Source organism: Polynucleobacter sp. UK-Kesae-W10, from assembly GCF_018881575.1.
Taxonomy (GTDB): domain Bacteria; phylum Pseudomonadota; class Gammaproteobacteria; order Burkholderiales; family Burkholderiaceae; genus Polynucleobacter.
Genome location: NZ_JACVQB010000001.1, coordinates 366,719 through 380,660, shown reverse-complemented (window position 1 = coordinate 380,660; position 13,942 = coordinate 366,719). Strand labels below are relative to the sequence as shown.

The following is a 13,942-nucleotide window of genomic DNA, read 5'->3' as shown; positions in this document are numbered from 1 at the left end:
TATCAAACATGAAGGTTATTTCTGATCTAAATCAACCCGCCCTCGTAGATCGCAGTCTGGCCGCAGTCTGGCACCCCTGCACTCAAATGAAGCAGCATGAATCCTTTCCCTTGGTCGCTATCACCAAGGGCAAGGGGGCTTGGCTCTACGATGAGCACGGAAACGCCTTACTCGACTCTATTAGCTCCTGGTGGACCAATTTATTCGGACACTCTAATCCGCGCATTAATCAGGCAATTACCAATCAACTCGAAAAAATTGAACATGTGATGCTGGCTGGATTTACCCATCCACCGGTTGTGGAGCTATCAGAAAGACTATCTAAATTAACTCGTGGAAATTTAGGTCACGTTTTTTATGCCTCTGATGGTGCATCTGCAGTCGAGATTGCACTCAAAATGAGTCATCATTTTTGGCAACTGAATGGCAAGCCAAAAAAGAAAAAATTTGTGTGCCTTGAAAATGGCTATCACGGCGAAACACTGGGCGCACTAGCGGTCACCGACGTGGCAATTTTCCGTGAGGCTTATGGATCATTATTGCAAGATGTTTTTACTGCACCATCACCAGATGCTCGCAAAGCTAAACATCATGAGAGTGCAGAAGATGTTGCTAGAGCAGCTGCAAATACACTAGAAGCATTGTTTGCAAAAGAGCATGAGCAAATCGCTGCCATCATTGTCGAGCCTTTAGTGCAATGTGCAGGACAAATGGCTATGTATTCCCCAGAATATTTACGACTTGTTAGAGCCTTATGTGATCGCTATGAGATTCACCTCATTGCCGATGAGATCGCAGTGGGATGTGGGCGAAGCGGGAAGTTTTTTGCTTGCGAGCATGCAGAAATTTGGCCAGACTTTTTGACCCTCTCCAAAGGGATTAGTGGCGGCTATCTTCCTCTCTCCCTCTGCATGACAACCGATAAGATCTATCGTGCTTTTTATAGCGACCAAACGCGACAGGGCTTCTTGCATTCCCACTCCTATACTGGAAATCCCCTTGCCTGCGCAGCTGCTTTAGCATGTCTTGATATTTTTGAATCTGACCATGTTTTAGAAAATAATCAAAAGCAATCGAGTGATCTAGCCAATGCATTTGCATGGGCAAAAACAGATCAACGTATTGAACATTGGCGCCAACAAGGGATGATTCTGGCGTTTGATATTAAATCGTCCGCCTTGAAAAATGTCAGCACTTTTCCACGTGAAATGTTTTCGCAGTGCTTAAAAGAAGGCGTGCTAATAAGGCCTATTGGGCACACGATTTATGTCATGCCGCCCTACATTTTGTCGAAACAAGAAATGATGCATTTAGGTGTCGCTGTTCAGAAAGCATTTGATCGGGTGCTGGCATGACAAAACCATCTTTAGCTACATTTACCGCTCTTGATTTAGCAAAAGATCAGATCGCAGATTTAGATCAACAGTTACTTAAACGAAAATTGCGAGTGACCCAGTCTCCCTGTGATACCAAAGCAATCGTTGCAGGTCGCCCATTGCACGCTTTTTGTAGCAATGATTACTTGGGTCTAGCTAATCATCCTGATATTGGTAGTGCATTAGCCGAAGGCATCAGTAAGTATGGGGTAGGTAGCGGCGCCTCCCATTTAATTAGCGGCCATAGTTTGGCGCATGAATCCCTCGAAAAACGCTTGGCAGAGTTTCAGGCGAAACATATTCCTGAGGCACGTGCCTTATTTTTCAGTACCGGCTATCTCGCTAATCTCGCCGCGATTACAGGACTGGTGAGGCTCGCCCCCCAGGGTGGCGCGAGTATTTATTCAGCCAAACTGAACCACGCCTCACTCATTGATGGGATTCGCTTAGCGAGCGCCCAAACCAATGCCATGGTCACCCTTTTTGATCACACGCAATTGAACTCATTGCGTGAAGCGCTCCAGCAGGATAAGAGACCACTGAAATTGATTGTCACCGATGGTGTATTCAGCATGGATGGCGACCTAGCGCCAGTGAATGAATTGGTGACAATTGCTCAGCAGTATGACGCCCTCTTGTTGGTAGATGATGCACACGGTTTTGGCGTCCTAGGCAAACGAGGTCATGGCATTCTTGAGCAAGATAATATCTTTTCCGAACGCATCATTTATATCGGCACCCTTGGGAAAGCGGCTGGTGTTAGCGGCGCATTTATCTGCGCACAGGATGCATTCATTGAATGGTTAATCCAAAAAGGTCGCCCCTACATCTATAGCACGGCTACCCCGCCCGCAATTGCACATGCGCTTTGCAAAAGTCTGGATATCATCGAAAGCGAAGAGGGCTCTGAACGTCGCCAGCACTTATACCGCCTCATTGAAATTTGGCAAAAGGAAATGCAATTTTCAGGCTGGCAAAAAGTTGCCTCTTGCACCCCCATTCAGCCCGTAATTCTAGGCAGCAATGCCAACGCCTTACAAGCTGCTAGCTTGCTAGATGATGCTGGATATTGGATTCCTGCTATCAGGCCTCCTACCGTACCGATTGGCAGCTCTCGCTTGCGTATCACCTTTTCTGCAAATCATAGCGAAGCCGACTTACGTCAACTCATGAGCACTCTCAATCATATTGAGCAGCAAATTAGCGCAAAGGCTTCTTCATGAATGGGCACACTGGCTTCTTTGTTACCGGCACCGATACTGAGGTCGGCAAGACATTAGTAAGTGGCGCACTCATTCTCAAATTGCGCGCACATCATCAGCGAGTACTGGGTTTTAAACCGGTGGTTGCAGGCACTTACCAAGATGCTGGTGGCCAAACGCTCAATGAAGATTTAGAGACATTACGCATCGCTTCGCACCCGTCAACGGAAGTGAATTGTCCCTATATTTTGAATGACCCTGCAGCACCCCATTTAGTGGCTCGGTCTGCAGGCATCAGCCTTGATATGGGCATCATGATCGACGCATTCACTGAGGCGAAAAAACAGTGTGATGCCGTTGTTGTAGAGGGGGCTGGAGGATTGTTGATCCCAATAAATGATCATGAAGACTTGAGCCACTTTGCACAACAAATCAACTTACCCGTCATCTTGGTGGTGGGCATGAAACTAGGCTGTATCAACCATGCACTCCTCACCCTGGAAGCCTTAAAGGCTCGTCGCCTCAATGTGCTTGGATGGGTGGCAAATGCCCTAGCCCAGGAAATGCATTTACTTCCAGAGAACATTGAGACACTACGCTCAAGAATACCCATCCCATTTTTAGGCCTCATTCCTCCGCTGCCCCCAGAACTTCAGAAACAAAATAATTCCCCCTACTCTATGGGTGCATTGCAATTTGCTGCAGAGCATATTCAACTTCCTTAGCAAAAAATGACAACTCAAGCTCAGTTCGGCAGCGTCTTAATTGAGTTTCGGATAAGATGAAGGGATGCATTTACTCCCCGAAATCACTGAATCCGCCAAAGAGATACAAGATATCCGACGCAATATTCATGCGCACCCCGAGTTGCGTTTTGAAGAAAATCGAACGGCTGATCTTGTTGCAGAAGCACTTTCAAGCTGGGGAATTTCGGTTTATCGCGGCATGGGCAAAACCGGAGTAGTTGGCAAACTCGAGGGTGACTTAGGCCCTGGGAAAATGATTGGTCTACGTGCCGATATGGACGCACTCCCACTGCAAGAGCACAACAACTTTGAGCATGCCTCACGCAACCCCGGAAAGATGCACGCCTGTGGTCATGATGGCCACACTGCAATGTTACTGGGCGCAGCGCAATACTTATCTAATCATCGCGACTTTAAAGGAACCGTGATATTCATTTTTCAACCTGCTGAAGAAGGTGGTGCAGGTGCTCGAGAAATGATCAAAGATGGTCTTTTCGAGCAATTTCCTTGTGATGCGGTATTTGGACTTCATAACTGGCCTGGCTTAGCGCAAGGCAGCTTTGGTGTTACTGCAGGCCCTATGATGGCCTCAAGCAATGCTTTTGAAATCAAGATCACCGGCAGAGGAGGCCATGCAGCCTTGCCACACAATAGTGCTGATCCAGTATTTGCAGGCGCTCAGGTAGTTCTAGCTTTGCAAAGCATCATTACCCGCAATAAACGACCCGTCGATGCCGCAGTGCTGTCAGTCACGCAATTTCATGCTGGTGAAACTAGCAATGTCATACCCGATAGCGCCTTTATTGGCGGCACCGTACGCACTTTCACGCTTGAGGTCTTGGATTTAATTGAACAACGCTTGCGTGATATTGCGCGTAGTGTTGCAGCTGCATTTGATTGCCAAGCAGAGATTCAGTTCTCCAGAAACTACCCGCCACTGATTAATCATGAAAGTGAAGTTGAATTTGCTAGCGCAGTCATGAGCGAATTGGTTGGCGAAAAAAATGTAGATACCGCGATTGACCCTACGATGGGCGCAGAAGACTTTGCATTTATGTTGCTTGAAAAACCCGGCTGCTATGTCTTTTTAGGCAATGGCGATGGCGATCATCGCTCAGTAGGGCACGGCATGGGGCCATGCCATTTGCACAACCCATCGTACGACTTCAATGACGCCTTGATTCCGGTAGGTGTGAGCTATTGGGTCAAACTCGCTCAACGCTACCTAGAAAAAAACTAAGACTTTACCGGGCCTATAAAGGCCCGCCCTGCTTAAGAGTTAGTAAATTTAGCAGGCCGCTTTTCCATAAATGCAGCCATGCCTTCTTTTTGATCATTAGTTCCAAAGCATGCGTGGAATAAACGGCGCTCAAAGTGAATACCTTCTGAGAGCGTGGTTTCGTAGGCTGTATTGACTGCTTCCTTCACCATCATGGTTGTCAATAAAGGCATATCTGCAATTTCTTTTGCAATCGCTTTGACTTCTTTGAGAAAATCCGCTTTGGGGAAAATGCGTGCTACTAGGCCAGCGCGTTCAGCCTCAGCTGCATCCATCATGCGACCTGTTAAGGCGAGATCCATGGCTTTGGCTTTAGATACAGCACGTGGCAAACGCTGCGTACCACCAGCCCCAGGAATAATGCCAAGCTTAATTTCTGGTTGAGCAAACTTGGCATTATCTGCTGCCATGATCGTGTCGCACATCATCGCCAGCTCACACCCACCACCAAGAGCATAGCCAGATACAGCGGCAATCACCGGTTTGCGTACGCTTTTCATATGCTCCCAGTTGCGAGAAATGAAATCACCGCGATATACATCTTTCAAACCATACTTAGCCATAGATGCAATATCAGCACCAGCAGCAAATGCTTTTTCGCTACCAGTCACAATAATGCAACCAACATGATCATCTGCATCAAACCCAAGTAAGGCTGCTCCAAGCTCATCCATCAATTGATCATTGAGCGCATTGAGCACTTCGGGGCGATTCAAAGTGATGGTGGCAACCTTGCCTTCAACTTCAGTCAGAATTGTTTTGTAGCTCATGCTTTTCTTTCCAGTGTGTCATTCATTAACGCGGTAGCAATAACCACATCTTGCCATTTTGTTTCATACGGCCGGCCATTTCTCCAGCTGCCTCGCCTGAACCCCAATAGTAATCGGCTCGTACGCCCCCGACAATGGCTTTGCCAGTATCTTGCGCCATCACTAGCTTCTGTAAAGGCTGACTGCTGAGCGGTTTCGTAGTTGCTAAAAATACTGGAGCGCCCAGAGGCATTGCTTGCAAATCAATCGCAATACTACGCTCCCCCGTCAGAGGCACACCTAGAGCACCTGTAGGGCCTAAATCCGCCTCGACATTACTTGGCAATTCTTTAAAGAAAACAAAGCGTGGATTAGCGTTGAGCATTTCATTCACGCGATCCGGATTGCGCTTAGCCCATTGTGAAATTCCCTGCATCGTTGCTTCACTGCGAGTAATTTCTTTACGATCCAATAGCCACTGAGCAAAAGATTTAAAAGGTTGCTCATTCGTTCCAGCAAAACCTAAACGCAAGACTCTGCCATCTTGAAGACGAATTTTTCCTGAGCCCTGAATTTGCATAAATGCAGCTGCCACGGGATCTTGCACCCAGGCAATTTCTGAACCTTGCAGTACTCCCGAACTCATGAGTTCAGCGCGAGTGGGGCCGGGATTAGGCCGCGATTTTTTCCAGGCATTTGGGTAGCCGTATAGTGGCACAGTAAAGGTGCTGGTGCGTGTTTGCGAGCCATTCATCACAGGCTCGTAGTAGCCCGTAATTAAGCCAGTCTCGCTACCAGAGTTATTGCGAATCTCATACGCCTGAAAGTTACTTTCAAAGTATCGCCGGATCGCCTGTGTGTCACGCCCTGAGACACCTGCAACCTGAGAACAGGCTTGGCGCCAATTGACTTCGCTAGAGCGTCTTCGCAAAGCATCACAACTTTTGAGCCAAGCAGGCCAAGCTTGGGATAAATCATCCTCCTGCCAGCCTGGCAGCGCTTGCCAAGCAACTGCATTAAAGCTTGCAATTGACGAACTGTAATTTGCAGGGGCTGCACCAGACCCACTAGAGCGATATCCAGATCCACGAGTAGGTGGAGTTGAACATCCGACAATCAAACTGGCCAGCAAAATAGCGAATACACTTAATACAGATAATTTAAATTTAGAAATCATGATTGCCAATTTACTCGATGAATACCCAATGCTACTGTTTGTCGTTGAGGGCGCTATTGCCCTAGGCCTCTTATTATTTATTGTGCTTTGGACCGGTAAGGGTAAAAAATAAGCCTAGCGCTTAATGCAGTGTTCGAGGCATGACCAGCGCAAATTCTGGAATCGGGGCCTGAAAAAACTGTGCATCCTCTGTGACACAGAAATACTCGCCACGCATCGTTCCGGCTGGCGTAGGGAGCGTAGCCCAACTGGTGTACTCAAATTGCTCTCCGGAGCGCAATAAGGGCTGCTGCCCAACTACCCCCAGACCTCGGACCTCCTGAACATCGTTATCACCGTCCGTAATGAACCAATGGCGGGCAATCAGCTGAATACTGGCCGACCCAGTATTGCGTATGGTGACCGTATAAGCGAAGGCAAATTGGCGATTATCTGGGTCAGATTGGTCCGGAAGGTACTGGGTCTTGACAGTAATGCTGATTTCGTGGGGATTCATGGTCGAATTCTGCTCCATCCCAAGGCCAACTGCAAGCTAGAATCTAGGGATGGAAAGCCAAAAAACACCATCAAACCGCCAATTTCTGATTGCCCCCTCCATTTTGTCGGCTGACTTCGCCTGTTTGGGCAAGGAAGTACAGGACGTACTGGTTGCCGGAGCAGATTGGATTCATTTCGATGTGATGGATAACCATTACGTTCCGAACCTCACAATTGGCCCCCTGGTTTGTGAGGCTATTCGTCCTTATGCAAATAAAGACGGCAAACCTGCAATCATCGATGTACACCTCATGATTGAGCCCGTCGATCGCATCGTGCCAGATTTTGCAAAAGCTGGTGCTAATTTGATTAGCTTTCATCCGGAGGCAAGCCCGCATGTCAATCGCACCTTGAATTTAATCCGCGACCAAGGATGTCAAGCTGGACTAGTGCTCAATCCCGCCACTCCACTAGATCACTTAGATCACACCCTGGAATTGCTGGACCTAGTATTACTCATGTCAGTAAACCCAGGCTTTGGCGGTCAATCATTCATTCCAAGCACTCTCCACAAGATTGCACAAGTGCGTGCGCGCCTTGATCGCCATCAAACAGAGACAGGACGGCAAATTCGTTTAGAGGTAGATGGCGGCATCAAAGTCGATAACATTGCACAAGTTGCACAAGCTGGAGCAGACACCTTCGTTGCGGGCTCTGCTATTTTCGGCAAAGAAAATTATGCTGACGTGATTAACTCCATGCGCACTGAATTAGGAAAGCTAGGAACCGCCTAATGCAACGCGAAGAATTTAATGCTTTAGCAAAACAAGGTTTCAATCGCATCCCTCTTGTAAAAGAGGTATTAGCCGATTTAGAAACACCACTATCTCTTTACGTCAAACTGAGTCAAGCATTCGGCACAAAAAATACCTACCTTCTGGAGTCTGTCTTAGGTGGCGAACGTTTCGGCCGCTTCTCCTTTATTGGCCTGCCCGCCAAAACAGTGATTCGTACTGTTGGCACCCCCTCCAATCCAGTTAACGAAGTGTTGACCGATGGCAAAGTAATAGAGACCAACACGGATAACCCACTAGATTTTGTCGATGCTTATTTCAAACGCTTTAAGGTTGCAGTACAACCTGGCCTTCCCCGTTTTTGTGGCGGTCTAGCGGGCTATTTTGGATATGACACCGTCCGATATATCGAAGCGCGTTTAGCAAAACATCATCTACCCGATGAATTGGGCGTACCTGATATTCAGCTCATGCTGACAGAAGAGTTAGCCGTTATCGATAATGTTGCTGGGAAAATTTATTTCATCGTCTATGCGGACCCTAGTGTTGCTGATGGCTTTGAAAAAGCCCAGGTACGCTTAAAAGAATTATTTGCTTGCCTTGGACAACAGATCAGCATGCCGCCTTCATTAGCCAGTACAAAGACTGAGCTCATCCGGAAATTCAAAGCCGCTGATTTTGAAGATGCAGTCCTCAAAACCAAAGAATACATTTTGGCCGGCGATTGCATGCAGGTCGTGATTGGTCAACGCATTAGCAAACCCTTCACTGATTCTCCCCTCGCCCTCTACCGCGCCCTACGCTCATTAAATCCATCGCCATATATGTATTTCTATGACTTTGGCGATCTGCAAATCGTAGGATCTTCTCCGGAAATCTTGGTACGCCAAGAAAAACGTGGCGCAGAAAAGATTGTGACAATTCGTCCGCTAGCAGGTACGCGGCCACGCGGAGCAAACCCTGAAGAGGATGAGCGCTTAGCGAAAGAGCTCTTAGCTGATCCGAAAGAAATTGCTGAGCACGTGATGCTGATAGATCTTGCACGCAACGATGTAGGACGAATTGCGAAAACAGGCTCAGTCAAAGTCACAGATTCAATGTCGATTGAAAAATATTCGCATGTTCAACATATTGTGAGCTCCGTAGAAGGCGATCTTTTAGACAATATGAGCAATATGGATGTGCTTCGCGCCACCTTCCCAGCCGGAACATTGTCTGGTGCGCCCAAGATTCGTGCAATGGAAATCATCGACGAGATGGAGATTGTGAAACGTGGTGTCTATGGTGGCGCTGTTGGCTACCTTTCATTCTCTGGCGACATGGATGTAGCAATTGCTATTCGTACCGGGGTCATCCGTGACGGACTACTGCACTCCCAGGCTGGTGCTGGCGTTGTAGCTGACTCTGATCCAACAGCCGAATGGAAAGAAACTGAAGCCAAAGCACGTGCAGTGCTAACCGCTGCTGATTTAGTACAAGGAGGACTTGATGCTCCTAATGATTGATAACTACGATTCTTTTACCTATAACCTTGTGCAGTATTTTGCGGAGTTAGGTGAAGAAGTAAAAGTATTTCGTAATGATGAGATTACGGTGGCAGAGATTGCAAAACTCAATCCTGCACGTATTTGCATTTCTCCCGGACCCTGTAGCCCCGCAGAAGCTGGTATCTCTATCGAGACCATTCAACAATACGCAGGAAAAATTCCTATTCTGGGTGTGTGCCTTGGCCATCAAGCCATTGGCGAAGCTTTTGGCGGCAAAGTGATTCGTGCACAAAAAGTGATGCATGGCAAAACCGATAGCATTCACCATACTGGCGTTGGCGTGTTTAAAAATTTGCCAGATCCTTTTAAAGTCACCCGCTATCACTCTCTGGCGATTGAGAGAAGTTCCCTGCCAGCAGTCCTGGAAGTGACTGCAAGCTCTTCTGATGGAGAAATCATGGGTGTACGCCACCGCGAACTCGCCGTAGAAGGCGTTCAATTTCATCCAGAGTCCATCTTGTCCGAGCATGGTCACGCCCTTCTCAAGAATTTTTTACAAATTAAATAACTTTTTCTCTTCAAAGCACCATGCCAATTACCCCGCAAGAAGCACTGCAACGCTGCATTGAGCACCGCGAACTTTTCCACGATGAAATGACTGACATGATGCGCTTGATCATGAGTGGAGAGATGGCGCCTGAACTGGTTGCGGGACTCTTGGTAGCACTACGTACGAAGAAGGAAACTGTTGGCGAAATTGCGGCAGCAGCTCAAGTAATGCGTGAATTTGCCACTTCAGTTCAAGTTCAAGATCGCTCGCACCTAGTAGATGTCGTTGGTACGGGCGGCGATGGCGCTCATACTTTTAATATCTCTACTGCTGCCATGTTTGTTGCAGCAGCGGCTGGAGCCAAAATTGCTAAGCACGGCAATCGCAGTGTTAGTAGTAAATCTGGTAGCGCAGATGTTTTAGAGGCTCTCGGCGTGAATCTAGCGCTCACGGCTGATCAGGTGGCCCAATGCATCTCAACGGTTGGCGCTGGATTTATGTTTGCCCCTAACCATCATCCCGCAATGAAGAACGTAGTGCCTATTCGCAAACAATTGGGCGTACGCACTATTTTCAATATCCTGGGGCCACTCACAAACCCTGCAGATGCAAAACGTATTTTGATGGGCGTATTTCACCCAGATCTTGTTGGCATTCAGGCCCGCGTTCTGCAAGCACTCGGCATGGATCACGCCCTAGTGGTTTATGGCCGTGATGGTCTCGATGAAATTTCCCTAGAGGGTCCTACTCTGGTGGGAGAACTCAAAGATGGACTGGTTCGTGAATATGAAATTCATCCGCAGGATTTTGGATTGAGCACAGCGCCTACCAATAGCTTCAAAGTTGCCAATGCTGATGAGTCTAAAAAAATTGTTTTAGATGTCATCGATGGCAAACCTGGCGCTGCCAGCGATATCGTCTGCCTAAATGCTGGTGCCACTCTATATGTAGCCGGTATCACCCCAGATATCGCCACCGGAATCGCCAAGGCTAAGGAAGCTATTGCTTCTGGTGCCGCGCGTCAAAAATTAGATGCCTTTATTGCGGCTACCCAATCAAAATAAGCGGCTATTCATGAGCGATATTCTCGAAAAAATTGTTGCAACTAAAAAAATTGAGGTTGCAAATCAACTAAAGCATGTTTCTTTAGCGCAACAACGCGCACTGGCAGAACAAAATAATCGAGATACTCTATTCAAGCCACGCGGCTTTATTCGCTCGATTCAAACAAAAATTGCAGCAGGTAAGGCAGGCGTCATCACTGAAATCAAGAAAGCTAGCCCAAGCAAAGGCATCTTGCGCGAGCACTTTATGCCCGCTGAAATTGCTCGCTCCTATGAGCAGCACGGAGCAGCCTGCCTATCGGTTCTCACCGATGTTGAGTACTTCCAGGGAAGTAATGCCTATCTGCAAGAAGCTCGCGCAGCCTGCAACATTCCCGTGTTGCGTAAAGATTTCACCATCGATCCCTATCAAGTCTATGAAGCACGTGCCATCGGTGCCGATGCGATTTTGCTAATCGTTGCTTGCCTTGAACTTAAGCAAATGCAAGATCTGGAAGCTTGCGCACATGAATTAGGCTTAGATGTATTGGTAGAGGTACATAACGCTGCTGAGCTTGATCAAGCGCTGGAGCTGAAGACACCCTTACTGGGCATCAATAATCGCAACCTCAAAACTTTTGAGGTCACACTACAAACGACCCTATCCTTACTCTCATCGGTCCCCAACGATAAAACCTTGGTTACCGAGTCAGGCATTCTGGGACGCGCAGATGTGCAGCTGATGCGCGACCATCAGGTCAATGCATTCTTGGTAGGCGAGGCATTCATGCGCTCAGAAGATCCCGGTATTGCCCTTAGCACGCTGTTTTCTTAAGCTTTTTGAGCACATCAAGTCCATACTTGATGACGCAGATGAGCAAGAGTGATCCCAAAACATCACCGAGAAACATCACAAAAAAGTGGTTGAGGGTGCCCGTATCGTCGAGGGCATTTGTGGCGAACCAAAATTGATGCAGCCCGGCGCTCAAGAGAGCGTAGACCAAAATACAAATGACTAATTTAGGTAAATTCAAATTACTCAGGTCTGGTTCGAGCTTCACATTGCTGATCACAAAGATTCTCGCTATGTAAGGGGCAAAACCCGAGATCAAACCAACGCCAACGCAAATAGCAAGATCATGCGGAAAGTCGCCGCAATAACTAATCAAAAATGAGGCTAAAGCAATTCCCATGGCTCCAGGTAGCCCAAAAATCAGCGTTAAAAACAAACGCAGGCCAGCGGGTAGATAAATCCAGTTCACGCCCAAACCAAAAACCAAGCTGCTTGTTAGCCAGGAATTCACATAAAAAAGGGCCCCATAAGCGATGGCACTTATCAAAAAGCCTGCGGTCCATTCACGGGTGAGTGAGAAAATTTTTAACATTACTGACAGTATGGATGAATTGCTTGATCTCAATCAATTGCTCAATAGGGAGATGAAGAATAAAATAGCATTAGCCCTATGGCTAATAATAAGCCGCAATATCTATAATGAAAGATATGCCTACCACTAAGCAATCCCCCTATTTACGGTTTCTCAATTTGATCGACGCACTGGATCGAATTAACCCCGGTAAGAAACTCGACTCTATTGAAGAGAGTCTTTTAAACCGCATTGTGACTTGTGCAGATGCAGGACAAACCGTCTTGGTTGGCGATTTAATTGCACTGGCTGAACTGGGCTCCCAAGCCACTTTACATGGACGCCTCAAAAATCTAAGCGCCATGGGCTACATCAAAATGGCGAGCAATATTGATGGACGAAAAAAACAAGTGCTTCCAACCAAGCTCGCCATTAAGCGCTATGAAGAGATTTCTAAGTGCCTAGAGAAGGCAGCAAAAATCGCTTGAGTAATACCTCAGCTTGAATAATAAAAAAGCCCTTTAATGAGGGCTTTTTTATTTTGAACCGAAAAGAAGATATCTTTAGACATTAAACAAGAAGTTCAAGACGTCTCCATCTTTCACGACGTACTCTTTTCCCTCGGCTCTCATCTTGCCGGCTTCTTTAGCGCCTGACTCGCCTTTAAACTGAATGAAGTCATCATAAGAAATGGTTTGGGCACGAATAAATCCACGCTCAAAATCAGTATGAATAACACCAGCGGCCTGAGGGGCAGTATCACCTTGGTGAATCGTCCAAGCGCGCACTTCTTTAACGCCGGCCGTGAAGTAGGTGTGTAGGCCCAACAAAGCATAGCCAGCACGAATCACGCGATCTAAACCAGGTTCGGCCATCCCTAGATCCGCTAAGAACTCGGTTTTATCAGCCTCATCTAAATCGGCGATTTCTGCCTCAATAGCTGCGCATACCGCTACTACTGGGGCTTTTTCTTTGGCTGCATGCTGCTTTACCGCATCAAGGTGTGGATTGTTTTCAAAACCATCTTCCTTCACGTTTGCAACATACATCGCAGGCTTAGCAGTAATTAAACATAAGGGCTTGATGAGGAGTTTTTCATCATCGCTTAAATCTAAGCTACGCACCGGCAATGCCGAATCTAAGTGCGCCTGTACTTTGGTTAACACCGCTACCAGAGCTGCAGCTTCTTTATCGTTGCCAGACTTAGCGGCCTTACTTGAGCGATTGAGTGTTTTCTCTACAGTCGCTAAATCCGAAAGAGCTAACTCTGTATCGATCACACCAATATCAGCAATCGGATCAATCTTGCCTGCTACGTGAATCACATTCGGATCCTCAAAGCAACGCACCACATGCGTAATGGCATCCGTTTCTCGGATATTGGCCAAGAATTGATTTCCCAAGCCCTCCCCTTTGGAAGCACCAGCGACCAAACCAGCAATATCAACAAATTCAACTGCTGCTGGCAGGATGCGCTCCGGCTTCACGATCTCGGCCAAGGCCGCCAATCGAGGGTCAGGAACCTCAACCACGCCCACATTTGGCTCGATCGTGCAGAAAGGGTAGTTTTCCGCCGCGATTCCAGCTTTGGTAAGCGCATTAAAGAGGGTAGATTTGCCGACGTTAGGCAGGCCGACGATGCCACATTTCAAAGACATAGCGATATTGTAAAGGGGCAGGTTTCGATATCATCGAGTT

Annotated in this window: 15 protein-coding genes; 10 read left to right on the top strand and 5 right to left on the bottom strand. The window is 47.4% G+C overall.

Features of this window, described 5'->3' with window-relative positions:
* Positions 1 to 8 precede the first annotated feature (8 nt).
* From bioA to ICN24_RS02075, 4 genes are all read left to right on the top strand, one after another.
* Entirely contained in the window at positions 9 to 1,355 is a 1,347-nt protein-coding gene (bioA, locus tag ICN24_RS02090; protein ID WP_216221015.1) for an adenosylmethionine--8-amino-7-oxononanoate transaminase, read from the top strand.
* On the top strand, positions 1,352 to 2,599 hold the full coding sequence (locus ICN24_RS02085) for an 8-amino-7-oxononanoate synthase (RefSeq protein WP_216221013.1): 1,248 nt from the start codon (positions 1,352 to 1,354) through the stop codon (positions 2,597 to 2,599). The genes bioA and ICN24_RS02085 overlap by 4 nt, the downstream gene beginning before the upstream one ends.
* A complete protein-coding gene (gene bioD, locus ICN24_RS02080) occupies positions 2,596 to 3,303 on the top strand; it encodes a dethiobiotin synthase (RefSeq protein WP_216221011.1) in 708 nt (235 codons plus the stop codon). The genes ICN24_RS02085 and bioD overlap by 4 nt, the downstream gene beginning before the upstream one ends.
* Positions 3,304 to 3,367: 64 nt before the next feature.
* On the top strand, positions 3,368 to 4,564 hold the full coding sequence (locus ICN24_RS02075) for a M20 aminoacylase family protein (protein WP_216221009.1): 1,197 nt from the start codon (positions 3,368 to 3,370) through the stop codon (positions 4,562 to 4,564).
* Between the two features lie 32 nt (positions 4,565 to 4,596).
* Here the strand turns inward: ICN24_RS02075 and ICN24_RS02070 are convergent, their stop codons facing one another.
* From ICN24_RS02070 to apaG, 3 genes are all read right to left on the bottom strand, one after another.
* Positions 4,597 to 5,373, bottom strand: coding sequence for an enoyl-CoA hydratase (locus tag ICN24_RS02070; RefSeq protein ID WP_216221008.1), 777 nt, complete (start codon positions 5,371 to 5,373; stop codon positions 4,597 to 4,599).
* 25 nt (positions 5,374 to 5,398) lie between these two features.
* Positions 5,399 to 6,529 carry a murein transglycosylase A gene (locus ICN24_RS02065; RefSeq protein ID WP_216221007.1) on the bottom strand — a complete coding sequence of 377 codons (1,131 nt, stop codon included), beginning with the start codon at positions 6,527 to 6,529 and terminating at the stop codon, positions 5,399 to 5,401.
* Between the two features lie 121 nt (positions 6,530 to 6,650).
* A complete protein-coding gene (apaG, locus tag ICN24_RS02060) occupies positions 6,651 to 7,025 on the bottom strand; it encodes a Co2+/Mg2+ efflux protein ApaG (protein ID WP_216221006.1) in 375 nt (124 codons plus the stop codon).
* A gap of 49 nt (positions 7,026 to 7,074) precedes the next feature.
* On the opposite strand from apaG, the gene rpe reads away from it, so the two are divergent.
* Genes rpe through trpC form a run of 5 tightly spaced genes read left to right on the top strand, consistent with a single transcriptional unit; the run spans position 7,075 to position 11,715 of the window.
* Positions 7,075 to 7,800 carry a ribulose-phosphate 3-epimerase gene (gene rpe, locus ICN24_RS02055; protein ID WP_216221005.1) on the top strand — a complete coding sequence of 242 codons (726 nt, stop codon included), beginning with the start codon at positions 7,075 to 7,077 and terminating at the stop codon, positions 7,798 to 7,800.
* A complete protein-coding gene (gene trpE, locus ICN24_RS02050; RefSeq protein WP_216221004.1) occupies positions 7,800 to 9,305 on the top strand; it encodes an anthranilate synthase component I in 1,506 nt (501 codons plus the stop codon). Before rpe ends, trpE begins: the two co-directional genes overlap by 1 nt.
* Positions 9,289 to 9,855 carry an aminodeoxychorismate/anthranilate synthase component II gene (locus ICN24_RS02045; RefSeq protein WP_216221002.1) on the top strand — a complete coding sequence of 189 codons (567 nt, stop codon included), beginning with the start codon at positions 9,289 to 9,291 and terminating at the stop codon, positions 9,853 to 9,855. The genes trpE and ICN24_RS02045 overlap by 17 nt, the downstream gene beginning before the upstream one ends.
* Positions 9,856 to 9,875: 20 nt before the next feature.
* Positions 9,876 to 10,901, top strand: coding sequence for an anthranilate phosphoribosyltransferase (trpD, locus tag ICN24_RS02040; RefSeq protein ID WP_216221001.1), 1,026 nt, complete (start codon positions 9,876 to 9,878; stop codon positions 10,899 to 10,901).
* Positions 10,902 to 10,911: 10 nt separating this feature from the next.
* On the top strand, positions 10,912 to 11,715 hold the full coding sequence (gene trpC / locus ICN24_RS02035) for an indole-3-glycerol phosphate synthase TrpC (protein ID WP_216221000.1): 804 nt from the start codon (positions 10,912 to 10,914) through the stop codon (positions 11,713 to 11,715).
* Here the strand turns inward: trpC and ICN24_RS02030 are convergent.
* Positions 11,696 to 12,265, bottom strand: a complete 570-nt coding sequence (locus tag ICN24_RS02030; RefSeq protein ID WP_216220999.1) for a hypothetical protein — start codon at positions 12,263 to 12,265, stop codon at positions 11,696 to 11,698. The two genes, trpC and ICN24_RS02030, sit on opposite strands and share 20 nt — an antisense overlap.
* A gap of 116 nt (positions 12,266 to 12,381) precedes the next feature.
* Between ICN24_RS02030 and ICN24_RS02025 the strand changes: the two genes are divergently transcribed.
* The gene (locus ICN24_RS02025) at positions 12,382 to 12,732 is read left to right on the top strand and encodes a hypothetical protein (RefSeq protein ID WP_216220998.1); all 351 of its coding nucleotides are present in this window, start codon (positions 12,382 to 12,384) and stop codon (positions 12,730 to 12,732) included.
* Between the two features lie 75 nt (positions 12,733 to 12,807).
* On the opposite strand, the gene ychF is transcribed toward ICN24_RS02025, so the two are convergent.
* Positions 12,808 to 13,902 carry a redox-regulated ATPase YchF gene (gene ychF / locus ICN24_RS02020; protein ID WP_216220997.1) on the bottom strand — a complete coding sequence of 365 codons (1,095 nt, stop codon included), beginning with the start codon at positions 13,900 to 13,902 and terminating at the stop codon, positions 12,808 to 12,810.
* Positions 13,903 to 13,942 lie beyond the last annotated feature (40 nt).

Excerpts from the sequence above, each read along its gene's own strand:
- bioA (WP_216221015.1), top strand. The coding sequence starts at position 9 with ATGAAGGTTATTTCTGATCTAAATCAACCCGCCCTCGTAGATCGCAGT.
- ICN24_RS02085 (WP_216221013.1), top strand. The coding sequence starts at position 1,352 with ATGACAAAACCATCTTTAGCTACATTTACCGCTCTTGATTTAGCAAAA.
- bioD (WP_216221011.1), top strand. The coding sequence starts at position 2,596 with ATGAATGGGCACACTGGCTTCTTTGTTACCGGCACCGATACTGAGGTC.
- ICN24_RS02075 (WP_216221009.1), top strand. The coding sequence starts at position 3,368 with ATGCATTTACTCCCCGAAATCACTGAATCCGCCAAAGAGATACAAGAT.
- ICN24_RS02070 (WP_216221008.1), bottom strand. The coding sequence starts at position 5,373 with ATGAGCTACAAAACAATTCTGACTGAAGTTGAAGGCAAGGTTGCCACC.
- ICN24_RS02065 (WP_216221007.1), bottom strand. The coding sequence starts at position 6,529 with ATGATTTCTAAATTTAAATTATCTGTATTAAGTGTATTCGCTATTTTG.
- apaG (WP_216221006.1), bottom strand. The coding sequence starts at position 7,025 with ATGAATCCCCACGAAATCAGCATTACTGTCAAGACCCAGTACCTTCCG.
- rpe (WP_216221005.1), top strand. The coding sequence starts at position 7,075 with ATGGAAAGCCAAAAAACACCATCAAACCGCCAATTTCTGATTGCCCCC.
- trpE (WP_216221004.1), top strand. The coding sequence starts at position 7,800 with ATGCAACGCGAAGAATTTAATGCTTTAGCAAAACAAGGTTTCAATCGC.
- ICN24_RS02045 (WP_216221002.1), top strand. The coding sequence starts at position 9,289 with ATGCTCCTAATGATTGATAACTACGATTCTTTTACCTATAACCTTGTG.
- trpD (WP_216221001.1), top strand. The coding sequence starts at position 9,876 with ATGCCAATTACCCCGCAAGAAGCACTGCAACGCTGCATTGAGCACCGC.
- trpC (WP_216221000.1), top strand. The coding sequence starts at position 10,912 with ATGAGCGATATTCTCGAAAAAATTGTTGCAACTAAAAAAATTGAGGTT.
- ICN24_RS02030 (WP_216220999.1), bottom strand. The coding sequence starts at position 12,265 with ATGTTAAAAATTTTCTCACTCACCCGTGAATGGACCGCAGGCTTTTTG.
- ICN24_RS02025 (WP_216220998.1), top strand. The coding sequence starts at position 12,382 with ATGCCTACCACTAAGCAATCCCCCTATTTACGGTTTCTCAATTTGATC.
- ychF (WP_216220997.1), bottom strand. The coding sequence starts at position 13,902 with ATGTCTTTGAAATGTGGCATCGTCGGCCTGCCTAACGTCGGCAAATCT.